This is a genomic window from Micromonospora sp. NPDC048930, from assembly GCF_043197935.1.
Lineage (GTDB): Bacteria > Actinomycetota > Actinomycetes > Mycobacteriales > Micromonosporaceae > Micromonospora.
The window spans coordinates 64,703-80,851 of record NZ_JBICUB010000003.1; the positions used below are offsets into that span (position 1 = coordinate 64,703).

13 protein-coding genes are annotated in these 16,149 nt (G+C 69.1%); 5 read left to right on the forward strand and 8 right to left on the reverse strand.

Translation table 11 applies throughout. The features are described from left to right. Positions 1-28: 28 nt before the first annotated feature. Positions 29-3,943, reverse strand: coding sequence for a LamG-like jellyroll fold domain-containing protein (locus tag ACGFI9_RS09345; RefSeq protein WP_393176792.1), 3,915 nt, complete (start codon positions 3,941-3,943; stop codon positions 29-31). A 397-nt stretch (positions 3,944-4,340) separates the two neighbouring features. Continuing rightward, positions 4,341-5,261 carry a hypothetical protein gene (locus ACGFI9_RS09350; protein ID WP_393176795.1) on the reverse strand — a complete coding sequence of 307 codons (921 nt, stop codon included), beginning with the start codon at positions 5,259-5,261 and terminating at the stop codon, positions 4,341-4,343. Between the two features lie 22 nt (positions 5,262-5,283). On the opposite strand from ACGFI9_RS09350, the gene tnpA reads away from it, so the two are divergent. Continuing rightward, entirely contained in the window at positions 5,284-5,715 is a 432-nt protein-coding gene (gene tnpA, locus ACGFI9_RS09355) for an IS200/IS605 family transposase (protein ID WP_393176797.1), read from the forward strand. Positions 5,716-5,894: 179 nt separating this feature from the next. On the opposite strand, the gene ACGFI9_RS09360 is transcribed toward tnpA, so the two are convergent. Continuing rightward, entirely contained in the window at positions 5,895-7,286 is a 1,392-nt protein-coding gene (locus ACGFI9_RS09360; RefSeq protein ID WP_393176799.1) for a hypothetical protein, read from the reverse strand. Here ACGFI9_RS09360 and ACGFI9_RS09365 point away from each other — a divergent pair. Next, positions 7,261-7,473: a hypothetical protein gene (locus ACGFI9_RS09365; RefSeq protein WP_393176801.1), complete on the forward strand. Its 213-nt coding sequence runs from the start codon at positions 7,261-7,263 to the stop codon at positions 7,471-7,473. The two genes, ACGFI9_RS09360 and ACGFI9_RS09365, sit on opposite strands and share 26 nt — an antisense overlap. Here the strand turns inward: ACGFI9_RS09365 and ACGFI9_RS09370 are convergent. Beyond that, positions 7,470-8,552, reverse strand: a complete 1,083-nt coding sequence (locus ACGFI9_RS09370) for a Nif3-like dinuclear metal center hexameric protein (protein ID WP_393176803.1) — start codon at positions 8,550-8,552, stop codon at positions 7,470-7,472. The genes ACGFI9_RS09365 and ACGFI9_RS09370 overlap by 4 nt on opposite strands. Positions 8,553-8,880: 328 nt before the next feature. On the opposite strand from ACGFI9_RS09370, the gene ACGFI9_RS09375 reads away from it, so the two are divergent. Next, entirely contained in the window at positions 8,881-9,273 is a 393-nt protein-coding gene (locus ACGFI9_RS09375) for a hypothetical protein (RefSeq protein WP_393176806.1), read from the forward strand. Positions 9,274-9,350: 77 nt separating this feature from the next. Here ACGFI9_RS09375 and ACGFI9_RS09380 read toward each other — a convergent pair whose 3' ends face one another. Continuing rightward, a complete protein-coding gene (locus ACGFI9_RS09380; protein WP_393176809.1) occupies positions 9,351-9,806 on the reverse strand; it encodes a heme-binding protein in 456 nt (151 codons plus the stop codon). 128 nt (positions 9,807-9,934) lie between these two features. Between ACGFI9_RS09380 and ACGFI9_RS09385 the strand changes: the two genes are divergently transcribed. Further along, entirely contained in the window at positions 9,935-11,692 is a 1,758-nt protein-coding gene (locus ACGFI9_RS09385) for a PucR family transcriptional regulator (RefSeq protein ID WP_393176811.1), read from the forward strand. On the opposite strand, the gene ACGFI9_RS09390 is transcribed toward ACGFI9_RS09385, so the two are convergent. Continuing rightward, positions 11,679-13,115 carry an MFS transporter gene (locus tag ACGFI9_RS09390; RefSeq protein ID WP_393176813.1) on the reverse strand — a complete coding sequence of 479 codons (1,437 nt, stop codon included), beginning with the start codon at positions 13,113-13,115 and terminating at the stop codon, positions 11,679-11,681. The two genes, ACGFI9_RS09385 and ACGFI9_RS09390, sit on opposite strands and share 14 nt — an antisense overlap. Positions 13,116-13,298: 183 nt before the next feature. Between ACGFI9_RS09390 and ACGFI9_RS09395 the strand changes: the two genes are divergently transcribed. Beyond that, complete coding sequence (locus ACGFI9_RS09395) at positions 13,299-14,894, forward strand: hypothetical protein (protein WP_393176815.1); 1,596 nt, start codon at positions 13,299-13,301, stop codon at positions 14,892-14,894. Positions 14,895-14,969: 75 nt separating this feature from the next. Here the strand turns inward: ACGFI9_RS09395 and ACGFI9_RS09400 are convergent, their stop codons facing one another. Both ACGFI9_RS09400 and ACGFI9_RS09405 read right to left on the reverse strand, forming a co-directional pair. Next, on the reverse strand, positions 14,970-15,317 hold the full coding sequence (locus ACGFI9_RS09400) for a hypothetical protein (protein WP_393176818.1): 348 nt from the start codon (positions 15,315-15,317) through the stop codon (positions 14,970-14,972). After that, complete coding sequence (locus tag ACGFI9_RS09405; RefSeq protein ID WP_393176821.1) at positions 15,314-16,084, reverse strand: hypothetical protein; 771 nt, start codon at positions 16,082-16,084, stop codon at positions 15,314-15,316. The genes ACGFI9_RS09400 and ACGFI9_RS09405 overlap by 4 nt, the downstream gene beginning before the upstream one ends. Between the last annotated feature and the right edge of the window lie 65 nt (positions 16,085-16,149).

A 16,149-nucleotide genomic window follows, 5' to 3' on the forward strand; every position in this document is an offset into this window, starting at 1 on the left:
GCAGGAGCAAGAAGGGGCTAGCGCCGCGTCACCGGCGCCACAGGACGGTGCCGCCCGGGTCGAGCAGCACCAGGTCGCCGTTGTCGCGCAGCACCAGTTGGCTCGCCGCTGTGCCCCAGGTCTTCGTGTCCCAGAGCGGCGTGCCGTCGCTGGTGTAGACGACCAGGTTGCCGTCGGTCTGCAGGATCGCGTAGGCACCGGGGTTGCCCGAGGTGCCGGTGTCCCAGATCGGGAAGCCCGCCTGGCTGAGCACGAGGTTGCCATCGTCCTGCATCAGCAGCTGGTAGTTACCAACATCCGACCGCAGATACTGACCAGCAGTGAGGCTCTCGCCCTCGGCCAGGGTGTTCGTGCCCGGCGTGGTCGGGACTTGCGAGTTGTAGAACTCGAAAACGGCGGTGTCGGTCATCGCGCCCTGGAACAAGGCGACGTTGTCGATGCCGCCGACCCACTGGTCCACCACCTGGTCGTGCCACAGCGTGCGGCCCACGAGCAGCGGCCCGGTCGATGCCATCGGCGTGAACGAGACGGCCTGAGTGCCCTCAAGGACGCCGTTGACGTAGAGGCGAATCTCCTTGCGGCCGGCGTCGTACACCCCGGCAAGATGGGTCCAGACCCCACTGGTGGCAGGGTTCTCGGACCGCACACTCGCCGTGGACGTCGTCGTGACATCCTCGTCACTGACAGCGAACTGCCATTTGCCCACATCGGACTGGTACTTCAACCAGGCGGCACTCTCGTGCACACCCCGCTGGGACACCGCGGTCCGCATCCCGTCCAGACCCAGCATTACCCACGCCGACATCGTGAACGAATCGTCCGTCCGCAGCACCGGCGTGTCCTGCCACACGTTCAGTTCGTTGCCGTCGGCATCGGTGGTGGGAGCGAGCTTGTTGGCGCTCCGGCCGTACTCCTCCGTGCTCTCGTTATAGCCATCGTCCGGGAAGTACTGGTAGTCGAGCCACAGGCCCTGGCCGCCGCCGTACCCGGCGGCCACCTCGGAGCCCCGGCTCAGCGCCAGCCACCGATCCCAGGCGGTCACCGAGTCGGGTGCCTCGCAGGTGTCCTTCCAGTCCGTCGCGTAGCAGGAAATCGCGGCCTCGAAGTCCCAGTCGCCCACCCGCATCGGGGCCACGATGCCGGGCTCGTTGAACCCGCTCGATCCGGGATCGGTGGCGAGCTGGCCGGTGAAGTCATGCGGCACCAGCACCCGGTCGAAGACCTGCACATCGGCGATGGAGCCGTTCCACCACTTGTCCGCAGCCCCGCCGACGAAGCCACGCCCCACGGCGAAGACACCGTTGGCCTGCCACGGCGTGCTCGGCCCGGCCGACTCCATGGCGAGTTCACCGTTGACGTAGAGGCGGATCTTCCCGGCCGGCTTGTCGTAGACGCCCGCCAGGTGCATCCATTGGCCGAGTTCGGTAGACGCGATGCTCTGGGTCGCGGCCCGCGTGGTGCTGGACTGAGCCGAGTTGTCCTTCATCGAGAACGACCACTTGGCGACAGCCGGCGAGCCGACCATCCGGGTACCCAGCAGGAACCCGGCGGCGTCGGTGCCGTCCTGGGTCATCGCGACCGTGTCGGCGGTCGGCATCGCCGTCAGCCGCACCCAGGCGGAAACGCTGAACGATTCGGAGGTGGACACCAGGCTGGGCGTGGTCGCCGCCGACGAGGTGCCGTTGAAGGTGGCGGTCTGCCCACCGACCATACGTACGTTGCTGGGCCAGCTGACGTTCGTCGCGGTCAGCGGCGAATCGACCGGGGCAGGTTGACCGTCGGCCAACGCGGCCGCCTGGTTGATGCCCGGGTACGTCTCCAGGCCCCACTTGGCGATCGGTCCGGAGGGATGCCGGACACTGAACTCGACGGATCCGTTGCCCTCGTTCAATGTGGCGTCGATGGCCTTCACGTAGAGCACGTTGGTGCCGAAGCTCAGTGCGGTCAGGTCGACCTCGACGTACTTCGGGCTGGTGCCCTGGGCCGCCACCTCCTTCGTCGCGGCGTCCCAGCCGTACCGGAACTTGGTGACGTCGGTCGCCGTCGACTCGATCCGGACCCGACCCTTCATGCCCGGCCCGGCCGGCACGGTGACCATCCGGGCCGTCACCGGCGGCCTGGTGGTGTCGGCGGCGAACTGGCACCACCCCGACCAGGAGCCGGTGATGTTGTACGGGCTCTTGTCGGTGCCCCTCGCACGGAAGGCGTAGGTCTTGCCGCTGACGACCGACACCGCCGCGCTGGTCGTCCGGGTGCCCGGACTGATGCCGCTCTTGGCCGGCGGTGCGGTCTTCCGGGTCGGGTACGTGTCGGTGACGGTGCCGATGCCGCCGCTGGGGACCTCGATCCACTCCCAGGAGGCCGTCAGCGAGTCCGACGGATCGCCGTCCGGGAACACCGCCGAGAAGGTCGGGCTCAACGTGCCGACGGTCAGGATGCCTGAAGTGGGGCAGGCCACCTGGGCCACCTGGAGGCCGTTGGGCGCGCCCGGCTTGGTGTCGTAGTCGACGATCAGCTTCGCGTCACCCGGGAAGAACTTCTTCCACCGGTCCTGCGTCGACTCGCCCGATCCGTCGGAGGCACGGGCCGTGAAGCCGACAGTGATCGTGTTCCAGTTGCCGTTCGCGGCCGCCTGCACCTGCCCGGTCACCGTCGAACCGGAGAAATTCATGATCATGTCGGGCTGGATCGACGAGCAGCCGCCGGCCTCGTTCGCGTGGCCGTACGCCGCGTCCAGGAACTTGGACAGGCTCATGGACGACCAGCTGGCCTTCATCGTCGCGTTGATCACCGGGGTGAGGTACATGGAGGCGACCGTGTCGCCGCACGACCAGGAGTGGTCGAGCTTCATCTGCACGTACGCCGACTCGATGTGCTTGCCCTTCAGCGACACCCCGTTGGCCGTCGTCGAGAACTCGAAGAACGACCGGTACAACGCTCCGGTGTCCGGGTTCAACCCCACCCGCGCCACCGAGTAGTCGGTGTTCGAGGAGCCGTTGTTGGTCGCGTACGCCCACTTCGTCTTGTACACCGACCAGGCCGGGTCAACGAAGAGCGGGAACACGGCGTCCGGCGCGTTCAGCAGCTTCGCGTCCGGGCGCAGCACCAGATCGCGGCCGGCGACCTCCACGGCCACCGGGGCGACCCGCGCCGCGTCACCGGCGGCCGCGGCGGTGGACCGTGACGCGGCCTCCCCCGCCCGCAGGGCCGCCGACCCGGCGCCTCCCGTCCTCGTCCGCGAGTCCCACATCACGGCCGACTCCGACGAGGCGAGCACGTTCCTGCCGACCGTCGCGCGCAGCCGGCCATCCGGGCCGGCGCTCACCGCGGCGTCGCCGCCGAGACCGAACCGCACCTCGCGCACCGCCGGGTTCGCCGCCGCCTTCGCCGACTTGACCTTCAGCGCGTGGGTGAACCCGGTCGGCGTGGCGCGCACTACCAGGTCGACGTCGGCGAGCACGTCCGCGTAGGTGGCCGAGTCGCCCGAGACGGTGGGAACCGGCAGCGGTCCACCCGGCCACGACATCGTCATCGTCCTGCCGCTGCGGCGCAGCGTCACCAGCGGACCCGTCCCGCCGCCTGAGAACGTCACGTCGGCCACCGACACCGACGGCCGCCAGGACCCGTCCCCGTCGCGGGCGAGATCAAGGTCGACGTCGGCCCAGCGACCGGCCTTGCGGGTCCGCTGCGGGACCACCGCCGCCTCGTACCGCAGGCGGCCGTCCGGCTGCGCGACCACCTGCGCCAGTTCGGTACGCGTGCCGTCCACCACCACGGGCTCACCGCAGGAGGCGGCCAGCGCCAACGCCCCCGCTTCCGAACCCGCCGCACCGGTACACGCCGGGGCTGCCGCAGCAGGACCCGACGCCGGTACCGCAATCGCTGTGACGGCCACGGAAGCCGCCACCCATCCAGCTAGCCCACGACGCCATCGACGGCTCACGGCCCACCCAATCGATCTTCCGAGAAGTAGTGGCAGGGACGATAGGGAGTGCGCCGGTTCCACCGCTGTCCCTTACAGAAACCTTCACCGAACACCAGATCTCGTTACATCGAGCAATCGAGATGTTTTAAGCCGGGCGAGCTGGGCGCATTACGGAAGGTGAAGCGCCGAGCAGCGGGTGTGACTTGGATCACAGGCAGCTCCCTTGTGTACCGGAACGCCGAAAGGTGCCAATTCTGTCAATCGCCCGCTTACAACTGATCAAGCCACAACGGTCCCAGATGCCACCGGGATATCCGGCGTCCACCCTGCGCAGGCCCGTCAGACCGCGCCCCACCACCACCCGGGCCGAGCCGGGCCCGGCCGGGCCGGGCCGGGCCATATCATTCAGCTTCCGCTACCGCTCGACGACCAGAAGGGATGTCGATGACCAGCGACGACAAGGTGGTACTCCGAGCCATGGCGAACATCTGGCGCGGAGCGGAGTCCGTGGGTGCCGACTTCCGCGGCCGGTGCGTGCAGCCTCGGTCACGATGCTCTTGGCGATGGTGTGGTTGATGTCCGCGGCGTGCCGCGTTTCCTTCCGGCGGCGGCGGGCCAGGAGCCGTTTCGCCGACTTGGTGCCTTTCTCCTGCAACCGCTTCCTGAGCCGCTGCTGGCGGCGCCGGTAGCCGTTGAGCTTGGTTCCGGCGTAACGGGTGTCGTCGGAGTCGTAGGCGATGTTCGCGATCCCCATGTCGACACCGAGGAATCCGTCCGGCTCATAGACCTGCGGCTCGTCCACCTCAACCGTGGCGTACAGGAACCACATGCCGTCCCGGTGCACCAGGTCGGACTCGCCGACCGGATGGGTTTCGACGGCCTTGATCTGGTCGGGGGAACCGGTGAACGCGACCTGTTTGAGCCGCCCTTGCACGGTCCAGATGGAGACGACGCGGGCGTCGTGCTGCCACGACAGCATTCTTGCGTCGTAGGGCTGGGCGGCGTCCCAGCGGAACATGATGGGGTTGGTCTCGACCTTGCGTCGGCGCGTCGATCCGGGCTTGCCATAGTTGCCGGCCTTGAGGTTGCCCGCGAGCGTCTTGTAGACGTCGGCGACCTTCTTGATGACGTGCTGGGCGGCCTGCGCGCCGAGCCCGTAGTCGTCCTTGATGCCGTGGTAGGCGTGCCGGCGCAGGTCGTAGTTGCGGTAGCAGTCGATCTCCCGTGCCATCACTGCGACGTCGGATGCTGCGGCGTTGCAGGCGCGCAGGGTCGCCTCCAGCGCCGCAGCCTCGTCGGGCGTCGGCAGGAGCTTCACCTGCACCACCAACTTCACACCATCATCATTCGTTTGGTCTATGTCACCACGATGGACCCCAGACCCGGACGTTCGCCGGGGACGCTCGGTTGTCTACAACCTTCACGCGCACTTGGTCTTCACCACGAAGTACCGGCGCGGGGCGCTCACGGATCCGATCCTCACCCGCTGCCAGCAGGTCATGGCCGAGGTGTGCCGGGACTTCGGCGCCGAACTGCGGGAGTTCAACGGCGAGGACGACCACGTGCATCTGCTCGTCCACTACCCGCCGAGCGTCGCCCTGTCGCGGCTGGTCAACAGTCTCAAGGGCGTCTCATCTCGATACCTGCGCCGCGAGTTCGCCGGACACCTGCGCAAGTACCTGTGGGGCGAGCATCTGTGGTCACCCTCGTACTTCGCCGGGTCATGCGCCGGCGCGCCCCTCACGATGGTCAAGGAGTACATCGAGAACCAGAAACGCCCCGGTCCGTGACGGCCTTCCTCCCGACCGTAAACGGCCAGGGTTCCCGCCTTCTCAACCGCTGAATCGTTAGTCGAAGTGTTGGGGAACAAGTCCAGCGCTGGGTGGAAGAAGGCTCTCGTGGTGCCGGCGCTGCTGCACGGTGCACACGGGTGACAGCAGCGCCGGCATCGCTCAGCTGACCCGTTGGCTCACCAGATGATCACGGCGACCACGGCGCTGACGACCAGTCCCGTGACCACGGGCAGGAACAGCTTGCGGGCGAGGTCGACCACCGACACCCCGCAGAAGGTGGCAACCGCGATCAGCGAGGACCAGATGACCAGCGTGCCGCCTCCGGTCCACGAGGCGCCGTTCTGCGCGATGGCGGCGAGCGTGGCGGTGTCGACTCCGGCGTGCGGGCTGAGGGCCTCCGACAGGGAGCCGGTGAGCGGCAGCCCTGCCCAGCCTGATCCGTCGAGTCCGACGGTCATGCCGGCGAGCAGGACGGCGAAGATGATGACGAACGGGTTGTTCGGGATGTGCTGTTCGACGCTGCGGATCGCGTCGAACAGGAATCCCGGCGCGGTCGTGTTTTCTGCCAGCCCCATGATGCGGCCGGAGAAGTCTGAGATGCCGATGAAGACGAACCCGGCGATGGGGATGACGACGCCCATCGCTTTGAACGCGAAGGAGAGGCCGTCGACGATGTGCTCGGCGCAGCTTTCCAGGGAGCGGACCCGGTCGCTGGTCACGGCCACGGCTAGGAGCAGCAGCGCCGCCAAGCCCCCGACGAGCGGGGCGCCGGCTCCGTCGTCGACTGTCACGAGGTGCGTGAACCGGCCGAGCAGCATGTAGACCAGCAGCGCGGCGAAGGCGACGGGGACCAGGACGGCGAACAGCTTGGCCCGGCGGTCGTGTCCGCGCTGGTCGGAAGCATCGTCGTCGAGTGCGGCGTCGGTGGCTGCCGGTCCCCCGTCGTCCAGGACCTCCCGCGGTGGTTGCTTCGTGGCCAGGCCGTGGCGCAGTTGCTCGGAAGTGTCGCCCGTACCGGCGCCTGCCGCCACCCCCGCGGGGACGAGTTCGGCGGGCTGCGCCACGCTCGCCGATATGTCGGCGCCGGACTCGGCCGCCGCCACGCGCGGCCGGCGGCGACGCACCGTCATCACGTAGCTCATCGACAGCGCGACAATCCCGACGACCCATGACAGGACCAGGGCGCGGTCGGCGATCAGGTCGGCCGACACCTTGGCTCCGCTGGCGGACAGGGCGGGCGCGACACCGATGACGTAGTCGGAAGCCAGCGCCATGCCCTGCCCGGCGATGGCGATCGCGATCGCGCCGGCCATCGGGGACAGGCCGGCTCGGATGGCGGCTGGGAGCAGGATCGCCGCGATCAATGCGAGGGTCGGCGTGGGCCAGAAGAACAGCGCGAAAACGTACGTGACGACGAACAGGACGACATAGGCGACCGGCCCGTTCACCATCAGCCGACGGAACGGCGCGACCATGCGGTGTTCGGCGCCGATGGCTCTCAACGCCGCGAGCATCGCGGTGACGAGCGCGATGATGAGGAAGATGTTGAACAGCTCCGAGGCGGCCACCAGGCTGGCGCGGAACACCGACGCCACCCCTGCGGGCACGCTCCCGGTGAAGGTCACGGCGGTGAGGAACGTGGCGGCGATGGCCGGGACCACGACGTTCTTCCGCGCGACCATGACGATGATCAGTGAAGCCAGACCGGCCAGATACACCCAGTGCGCTGGTGTCATTTCCATGGTTGTCTCCTAGCTTTCTTGCTCGGAGTAGCTGAGGGGTGTGGCGGTGACCGTGGTCGCGGCGGCGCGAGCGCGTGCGGCTTCGGCCAGTGGCAGCAGGTGGTCGTGCGCCATCGTGCGCCCGTATTCGCGCAGCGGGCCGGTGCCGACGCTGTTGATCGGGATGGAGACGACGCGGTCGCGGAACAGGACCACGTCGACGTCGGGCAGCAGCGCGGACAGTCCGAACGCCAACGGGAGTCCGTTCTCGAAGATCTCTGAGGCATGGCTGGTGCCCACCAGGACGTTGAGTCCGCGCGCTGCCGCGCTCGCCACCACGGCAGAGTCGGGGGCGGCCGCGCTGATGCTGAAGATGACCGTGGAGATGGTCGGGTGTTCGGCGAGCAACTGGGCGAGGTGTTTCTCGCCGAACCCGGTGTGCGGGAAGGCGTGCAGGACAACGTCGCCGAGCGGATCGTCGAGAGCGCCCGCGAGCACCCGCAGTCCCGGGGCGGTGGCGCTGTCGACCAGGTCGGCGCACTGCCGGGCGGCCCGTTCGCCTTCCAGGATGCGCATGTCCAGGGACCGCTCCAGGCCGGTGTTGAGCCGGGAGAGCACGTCACCAACGGTGATGACGCCTGGCAGCGGCCGGCCGACCATGACGACCAGCCCGTGCACGCCGTCGTATGCGGCGTTGACGTAGAAGGGACGGTGGCCGTGGAGATACGCCATGCCGGGGTGCAGACCGTGGAAGGCCTCGTGGCACTCCAGCACTGCGACTCCGTAGAGCGACAGGTAGTCGGCGAGCGCCACCCCGCCGGAACTCGCCGCGTCCGCGATCGGGTGGTGCGCCACGATCGCGTCCACGCCGCTGGCGTTGGCGAGCTCGATGTGATGTTCGGTGATGGTCATGGCGACCGCGAGCCGCCGTACGGGCCTGTCGGAGACCCCCCAGACCAGGCCGGGTCGCTCGGTGACCGCCTTGCCGGGTATTCCCGAGTCCTTGCTGATCACCCACGGGTTACGGCCCCCGTCGCAGCTCGTGATCCGGCCGCCGGTCAACCCGTCGAGAGCCGCAACCACGTCGGCCACGGTCGGACCGGTCTGCGTCATCGCCTCATTCGTCACGCGTTTCGTCCGCCTTTCCGTTGACGCCAGCGCGACACGCACTGGATCTGGTGCGGCGGAAGCAAAAACAGCTGCCACCGCTCGGATTCGGCGGTGTGCGCGGATACGCGCAGACCGCCAACCGCCATCGGCGACAGCTGTCGGGCTCTTCGGGGCGGAAGCTCCCTCGACCGTTCGTCGGTTCTGTATCACGACGTCCTCGTCGGCCCGTACCCGCAGGAACAGCGCCTCAGAGGTGTGTGATATATAACGATGCTCGTCGCCGGCTGTCAAGGTCTCGACCAGCCGCTACGACGCTCACTAAGGTCGCGCCATGGATCACTCGGGCAGCACACCGCGTCGAACCCCCGGAGAGCTCAAGCAGGAGATTCTGCGCGTCTACAACGCCGTGAACCAGGGCATCGCGGGCGTCGGTGTGAGCCGGCAGCGGGTGGACCTGTTGGATGATCGGATTCTCATCCTCGCCCAGCACCAGCGCGTCAAGGCGCTCGCGGCGTTGGACCCGATGCATCGGGACATCACCCGCGAGGTGGACGTGGCGCTGCTCGACGAGGGCAAGCGCCGGCTGGCCCAGGAGTTCCGGGACAAGGTCGGGCTCGCGGTACGCGTCATCCTGAAGGACTACGACCCGGACACGGAGATCGCCGCGACGGTGGTGGTCCTCGACGCCCCGCTGGCCCTCGACGAGCCCCGGCGCCACCAGTAGGCGGCCACGCCGGATCGGCGGCGCCGCCGATGCGCCGTCGGCGGCGGCACATCAGCGACGGCGTGATGGCTGGCCGGCTACCCGCCCAACCCGAGTTCCGCAACGTGCTTCGCGAACGCCTCCAGCGCGGCAGCGCCGACCGCCTTGTCCTGCGCGCCGTTGCCGCCGCTGACCCCGACCGCGCCGACGATCTGGCCGTCGTACTCGATCGGGAACCCACCGACGAAGATGGCGAACTTACCGGGATGCATGTGGCTGATCCCGAACGCTTCGTTGCCGGGCAGCGCCGGGCCGTTCGGCGGCTCATTGAACAGGTGGGTCGCCCGCTCATGACCGGCCGCGGTGAAGGCCTTCGCCATCGCGATCTCGACTCCGGTGAGACGTGCGCCGGGCATCCGATGCAGCGCGAGCGCGTGGCCTCCGTCGTCGCAGACGCAGATCGTCTGTTTCACTCCGATCTCCTCGGCCTTGGCGCGAGCTGCGGCGAGCATGGGGAGCGCGTCGTCGAGCGTGATTCGGTAGATCCTGTGCACGTTGCCTCCTCTGCCCCACTACCGGGCGGTCCGTGCGACCAGCCTGCCCGGGCGTGGAGAGCACCAACAATGGCTAGACTGCCGCGTTACGACGGGGGAAGCTTGTGCAACCTGTCCAAGGAGTTGTCATGGCTGACCCAGCGGGAGTGCTTGCTCAGGACGGTCCGCCCGACGACGCGGAGCCGCAGCAGCTGACGGTGGGTCGGCTCCTGCAGGAACGTCTGCTGCGCCCCGCGCGGCTGGCGGCCTCGGCCGAGGCGCTCGACACCGCGGTCACTTGGTGCCTGCCGTGGGACGAGGTCCAGGCCGGTGTCGGCCCCCTGCCCGGGGTTGTCGTGCATGCCCGGGTCGGCCAGGTGCAGCTGGCGGCGCTGCGGGACCTCGAGCACCGCGGGGCCGCCGCCGTCGTCATCGCCGGCGGGGCGGATGATCTCCCGGATCCCCCGGCCGGCCTGCCGATGATCCACGTTGGCGCGCATGTCAGCTTCCGGCAGCTCAGTGAGCTGGTGGCGGAGCTCGTCCTGGCCCGGGACACCCACGTGCTGCGCTACGGCCTGAGAGTGCACCGCGCTCTGGTGGAGTTGCTCTACCGCGGCGCCGGGTTGTCCGCGCTCGGACACCAGATGGCCCGGCTGTCCGGCTGCGCGGCGGCGATCCTCGACGCGCAGTACCGCGTCCTGGCGTTCGAACCCAACCGGGACCGCGTGTTCGATGCAACGGCGGTCGCGGACGCACTCCGCGAGGACGCGTCCAGCATGGCAGCGGACGGCTTGCCCGCCGGCACCGCGGCGGCGGGTCCAGGGCCGTCGGTTTCAGAGCAGCCGCACGCCGGGCCCCAGGTCCGCACGCTGCTGATCGGCGGGGCCAGCGCGACGTGCGTACTGAATCCGATCCTGCTCAGCGGTCGCCACGACGGCTGGGTGGTCATCGTCGAGTCAGCCGATCCACCCAGCCCGCACGACATCGCGCAGCACCGGGTGGTCGTCGAGCAGGCCGCCACCATCGTCGGTACCGAAATGCTGCGCCTGCGCAGCATCGAGCAGGCCGAGGAGCGGGCGCGGGGCGACTTCGTCCACGCGCTGCTGCACGGCCGCTTCTCCAACCAGCACGAGCTGGACGCCCGGGCGGCACACTACGACTTCCCGGTCGCGGCAACCTACGGCGTGATCGTCGCCAACCAGCTCGGCTCGGTCGGCAGCCCCGATTCGCCGGCGGCCCTGTTCCAGCTGGCTCAGCACGCCGTCCGCATCGACGTCCGGGCGGGCGCGCACACCCTGGCCACGGTCGTCGGTGACGTGCTCGCCGTGGTCCGGCACGTCGACCCGGCCGGTCACCGCGACTCGCCGGACGCGGCGGATCGGGCGCTGGCCGACTTCGCGCGCACCCTGCAGGCGGAGTTGGAGCGCCGCACCCACCGCAAGGTCGCCGTGGCGTACGGGCGCTGCGTCGACGGCGCCGGCCGCATCCTCGACAGCTACCGGGAGGCGCGCATCGCGCTCGGGATCCGCAACCGGCTCGGCGTAGACCGGGTCTGCGGCTTCCAGGATCTACGGGTCTTCGCCACGCTGGTGGAGCTTGCCGAAAGCCCGCAGGGGCAAGCCTTCGCTCGGGACATGCTGGCGCCGCTGCGCGGCTCCCGCGCCGGCGGCAACGACCTGGAGCAGGCAGTCATCGCCTACGTCGCGTCCGGCGGGAACCTCAACGCCGCCGCGCGGGAACTGCACATCCACCGCAACACGATGCTCTACAAGCTCGACCGCGCCTCACGGCTGCTTCAACTGGACCTGCGGGAGGCCGAACACCAGTTCGCGGTGTGGCTGGCGCACAAGCTCAGCCTGCTCGCCGAGACGGTGGCGGCCGTCGACCGCGATCTCAACCCGACGTAGGCAATGCCGGGTCGGTGTCGAGCGGGGACGGGTCGGGGCCGACGAAGCTGACCACCAACCCGACGACGGCAACCGCCGCGCATCCGGCGAAGAGCAGCAGCAGGCTTCCGGAGGGGTAGACCACCGCCACCCAGGCCGCGCCGAGCGCGGACCCCCCGAACCGCATCATGTTGAACAGCCCGAGGGCGGCGCCCGACCTGCCGGCGGGTGACCGGGTCGCCCCGGCGGCCGACGGTGTCTGGACGAGGGCCACGCCCACACCCACCGTGAGCAGCAGCGCGACGAGCACCGCGATGCTCCGGCCGGCGGCACCTGCGTACAGCCCGAGCAGCAGCTCCACCGCAGCGAGCAGAACCAGACCGGTGCGCAGGATCCAGCGGGGCCGGCCGCGTTCGCTGAGCAGCCCGACGACCGGTGCCAGCACCGCCATCGCGGCGGGCAGGGCGAGCACCAGCAGCCCGGTGACGGCGGTGGTCCGCCCGAGGGTCCCCGTGGCATACAGCGGAACCGCGACGAGCGTGGCGGCGAGGCAGAACATCTGCGCGGACGCGGCGACCGTGCTGCGCAGAAACCGCGACTCGACGATGAGACGCGGCCGGATGATCGGTGCCTCCGCCTTCGCGGAGGTGTTGGCGAAGACCGCCAGCAGTCCGACGCCCGCCACGGCGAGGGTGACGATCAGCCAGGCCGGCACCGCGTGCTGCGGAACCGCGGTGGCGGCCGTCATCAGCAACGCGGAGCCGAGCGTCAGCGACACCGCCCCGGGCCAGTGCAGCGCGGTGGCGTGCCCGCGGTCGTTCGGCACCAACACGACGGTGGCGACCAGCAGGATCACAGCGACCGGAGCAAGGCACCAGAAGATCGCCCGCCAGCCAGCGAGGTCGGCCAGCAGTCCGCCCAGCGGCGGGCCGATCGCCTGTCCGATCCCGTTGGCGGCCGCCCAGGCGCTCATCGTGCGGGCCCGCTGGCTGGGCCCGTAGATGGTGGCGAGCATGCCCATGACCGCCGGTGGGTAGGCCGCGCATGCCAGGCCCTGCAGGGCGCGCATCGCGACGAGGACGGGCAGCGACGGGGCCAGCGCCGCCCCCACCATGGCGACCGCCATGAGGGCCAGGGACGCGATGATCGTGCGGCGTCGTCCGAACCGGTCACCCACCCAGCCGCTCAATGCCATGCCGGCGGCCAGCACCAGGACGAAGCTGCTCACCACGAGCACGCCGGCCGAGAGTGAGACGCCGAGATCGGCGGTGATGTCCCGCAACGGCACGTTCAACACGTTGTTGATGACGGTGCCGAGCAGCGTCGCGCCGAGCAGGGTCAGCAGTACGGCGAGTCCCGCCCGCTTCGGCTGCGCCGGGGCCTCCGGGCCGGCCGGGGTGGCGAATGACTGCGCGGCGCCCATGCGCGGCCGGGTGTCCCGCACGTCCCGTCCTTCCGATCTATGCGCAGCTCACATACCGCTTGAGACTGCTCCGTGACCGTCGTGGGATGCTACGTCACCCTGCACAATCTTTGGCCTGCGACCTGTGCACATCGGTGATAGCGCTGACCTTGGAAGACGCGGAGTCTGACGGGCAATCCACTGCAAGAGTCCGTGAGGTGACAGATGCAGTTAACGGCGGCCCACTGGGTCTATCTCGTCGGCGTTGTCGTCATCATCGCGACGATGATCGCCCGGAAGAACATCGTAGTCCCGGCCGTGGTCGCGACGTTCGCGACCGCGCTCGTCTTCTCGCACAGCATCATCCGCGGGCTCTCCGCGGTGTTCAACGCCAGCCTCGTGGCGGCCACGAACCTGTTCAACATCTTCCTGATCATCGCGCTCGTGACCGCGATGCTGCACTCGTTGCAGGCCATGGGCGCGGACCGGAAGATGGTCGCCCCGTTCCGGGGGGTGATGCGCAACGGCCACCTCGCCTTCTGGACGCTGGTGGTCGTCACGTACTTCATCTCCCTGTTCTTCTGGCCAACCCCGGCGGTGCCGCTGATCGGCGCGGTGCTCATCCCGGTGGCGATCCGCGCGGGTCTGCGCCCGATGGCCGTCGGCCTGGTCGTGGCGATCGCCGGCCAGGGCATGGCCCTGTCCTCCGACTACGTCATCCGGGTGGCCCCGGGGCTGTCGGCGAAGGCGGCAGGGGCGGACCCGAATGTCGTCGCCGACCGGGCCATGGTGCTGTCACTCGTCGTCGGTGGGGTCGCCCTCGCGGTCGCCTACCTGATGGAGTTCCGCACGATGCGCCGGCCCGACCCGGCCCTGCTCGCCGAGTGGGAGGCCACGGCGGACGGCACCGGTGAACGCGTGAAGGACCTGGCGGTCACCGAGCGGGAGCGCGAGCTGGTCGGCGCGGGCGACCGGCCGGCCGGTGGCGGCGACGTGCCGTCCCTGCGGGGTGGGCCGCCGACGGTCGGCCATGGCGTCGCGCTGCGGGAGGAGTACGACGAGGAGATGCGAGACGCTGCCGAGGAGCCGGCCGACGGCTACCGCGGCAACCCTCTGGTACCGACCTTCTTCGCCATCTTCGTGCCGGTGGCCTACCTGGCGCTGATCGTGTACATGGTGGTCGCGAAGTTCTCCGAGAGCGTGCCCGACCTGCGAGGCGGCGACGCGGCCGCCCTGGTCGGCGGCATCGCGGCGCTCATCGTCTTCCTGGCGGCGCTCGCCGGCGACGGCAAGGGCTTCCTGGAGAGCTCCGCGGAGCACGTGGTCAACGGGCTGGTGTTCGCGTTCAAGGCCATGGGGGTCGTCCTGCCGATCGCCGGGTTCTTCTTCATCGGCAACGGCGACTTCTCCGGCCAGATCCTCGGCACCGCCGACCCGACGAAGGGGCCGGCGCTCCTGTACGACCTGGTCACGGCCGCGCAGAGCCACATCCCCCACAGCGGCTTCATCGCGGCCTTCGGCATCCTGCTCATCGGCATGATCGCAGGCCTGGAGGGGTCGGGCTTCTCCGGTCTGCCGCTGACCGGATCGCTGGCGGGCAGCCTGGGCCCGGCCGCCGGAATCAGCGCCGGGACGCTCGCCGCCGTCGGTCAGATGGGAAACATCTGGTCCGGTGGCGGCACCCTCGTCGCCTGGTCCTCGCTCATCGCCGTCGCCGGCTTCGCCCGCGTGCCGGTGATCGCCCTGGCCCGCAGGTGTTTCATCCCGGTGGTCAGCGGACTCATCGTCGGCACCATCGTCGCAGTGGTCTTCTTCCCGTAGGGCCGGCAACGAACTGCGGAGGCGGCGGCCAAGGATGTCCGCCGCCTCCGTGCCGTCACCGCGTCAACCTCGGCGTCAGGATCGACGGCAGCGGTCCTGAAGCTCAGCAATCACTTCTTTCTCACGTGCGGTGATGTCGCCGTCTACCGTGGCCACCCGGCTGGCGACATCGAGAAGTTCGGTCAGGTCCCCTGGCTCGGCGTCCAGACGCTTCCATACGTCGTCGGGATCGATGTCGACAACGTTGGCTAGTTGATCATCGACCACCTGGTGCTGATCGCGGACGACCCGCGCCAGGTGCTTCATGAGCAGCGTCTCATCGTCGCTGATCTTCTTGTCCGCTGTGATGACGAGCCATGCGACCCACAGCATCAGCTGCGGATACCGACTCTGGCTGCTCAGCCTCTCAGCGAGCTCAGTCACCCGCGCCTCGTTACGGAATACGGCTCGCGCGTGCCGGCCGCGACCAGCGTCGTGTAGCGGTTCAGTACGACGGCGAGGGGAATACCGACCAGGGGGATACCGGCCTTGATGACGTTGCGCTGCAGGAGGTGCTTGCCGACGACGGGGAACGCTTTCGCCGCGCTCAGGGCGCCCTTGGAATAGAACTTTTTGATCAACGGGCGCACCACGAGCGGGACCGACTTGGTGACACCCTCGCTCGCCAGTCCCCCACCCTTGATCGTGAAGGCCACACGAATGAGCTTCCACATGTCGTCCGGGTCGGACAGGTCCAGCGGGACCCGATACAGCACGGAGATGTCGTAGGCCAGGCGCAGCTGAAGCTGGGTGATGTAGGTGAGGTCGACCATGAGGGTCACGGCAGCGGCGGGCAGAGTAAGCGGTGAGGAGCCACCGGCGCTGCCGAGGGTGGCGGCAATGGCCGCCGAGTAGGCCCCAGGCGAAAGTCCGCCTTCGAGCGCGGCGTACCGCGATGCCATCGTGATCCGCTGTTCGACGATGCCATCCGCCGGCACGCCCTTGTACTTCTCCTGGAAGTACCGCCAGTCGACCTTGTCGGTGTAGGAACTCAGGGCCTGCGCGACCAGTTTCGTGAACCAGTCGCCTGACTTGACGTCGTCCGGGTTCAGCCCCTTGATGAACTCCCGCAGCTCGGCCCGCTCTCGCTCGACAGCCTTCCGGGCGGCATCGTCGTCGGAGTCGCCCGCGTCAATCGGAGCTTCGGTCATGGCGAGTTCTCCCAGGGGGGTCAGCGGGTAGCCAGCTCGTTGGGTTCGGTCGAGCCCGCTGGCGT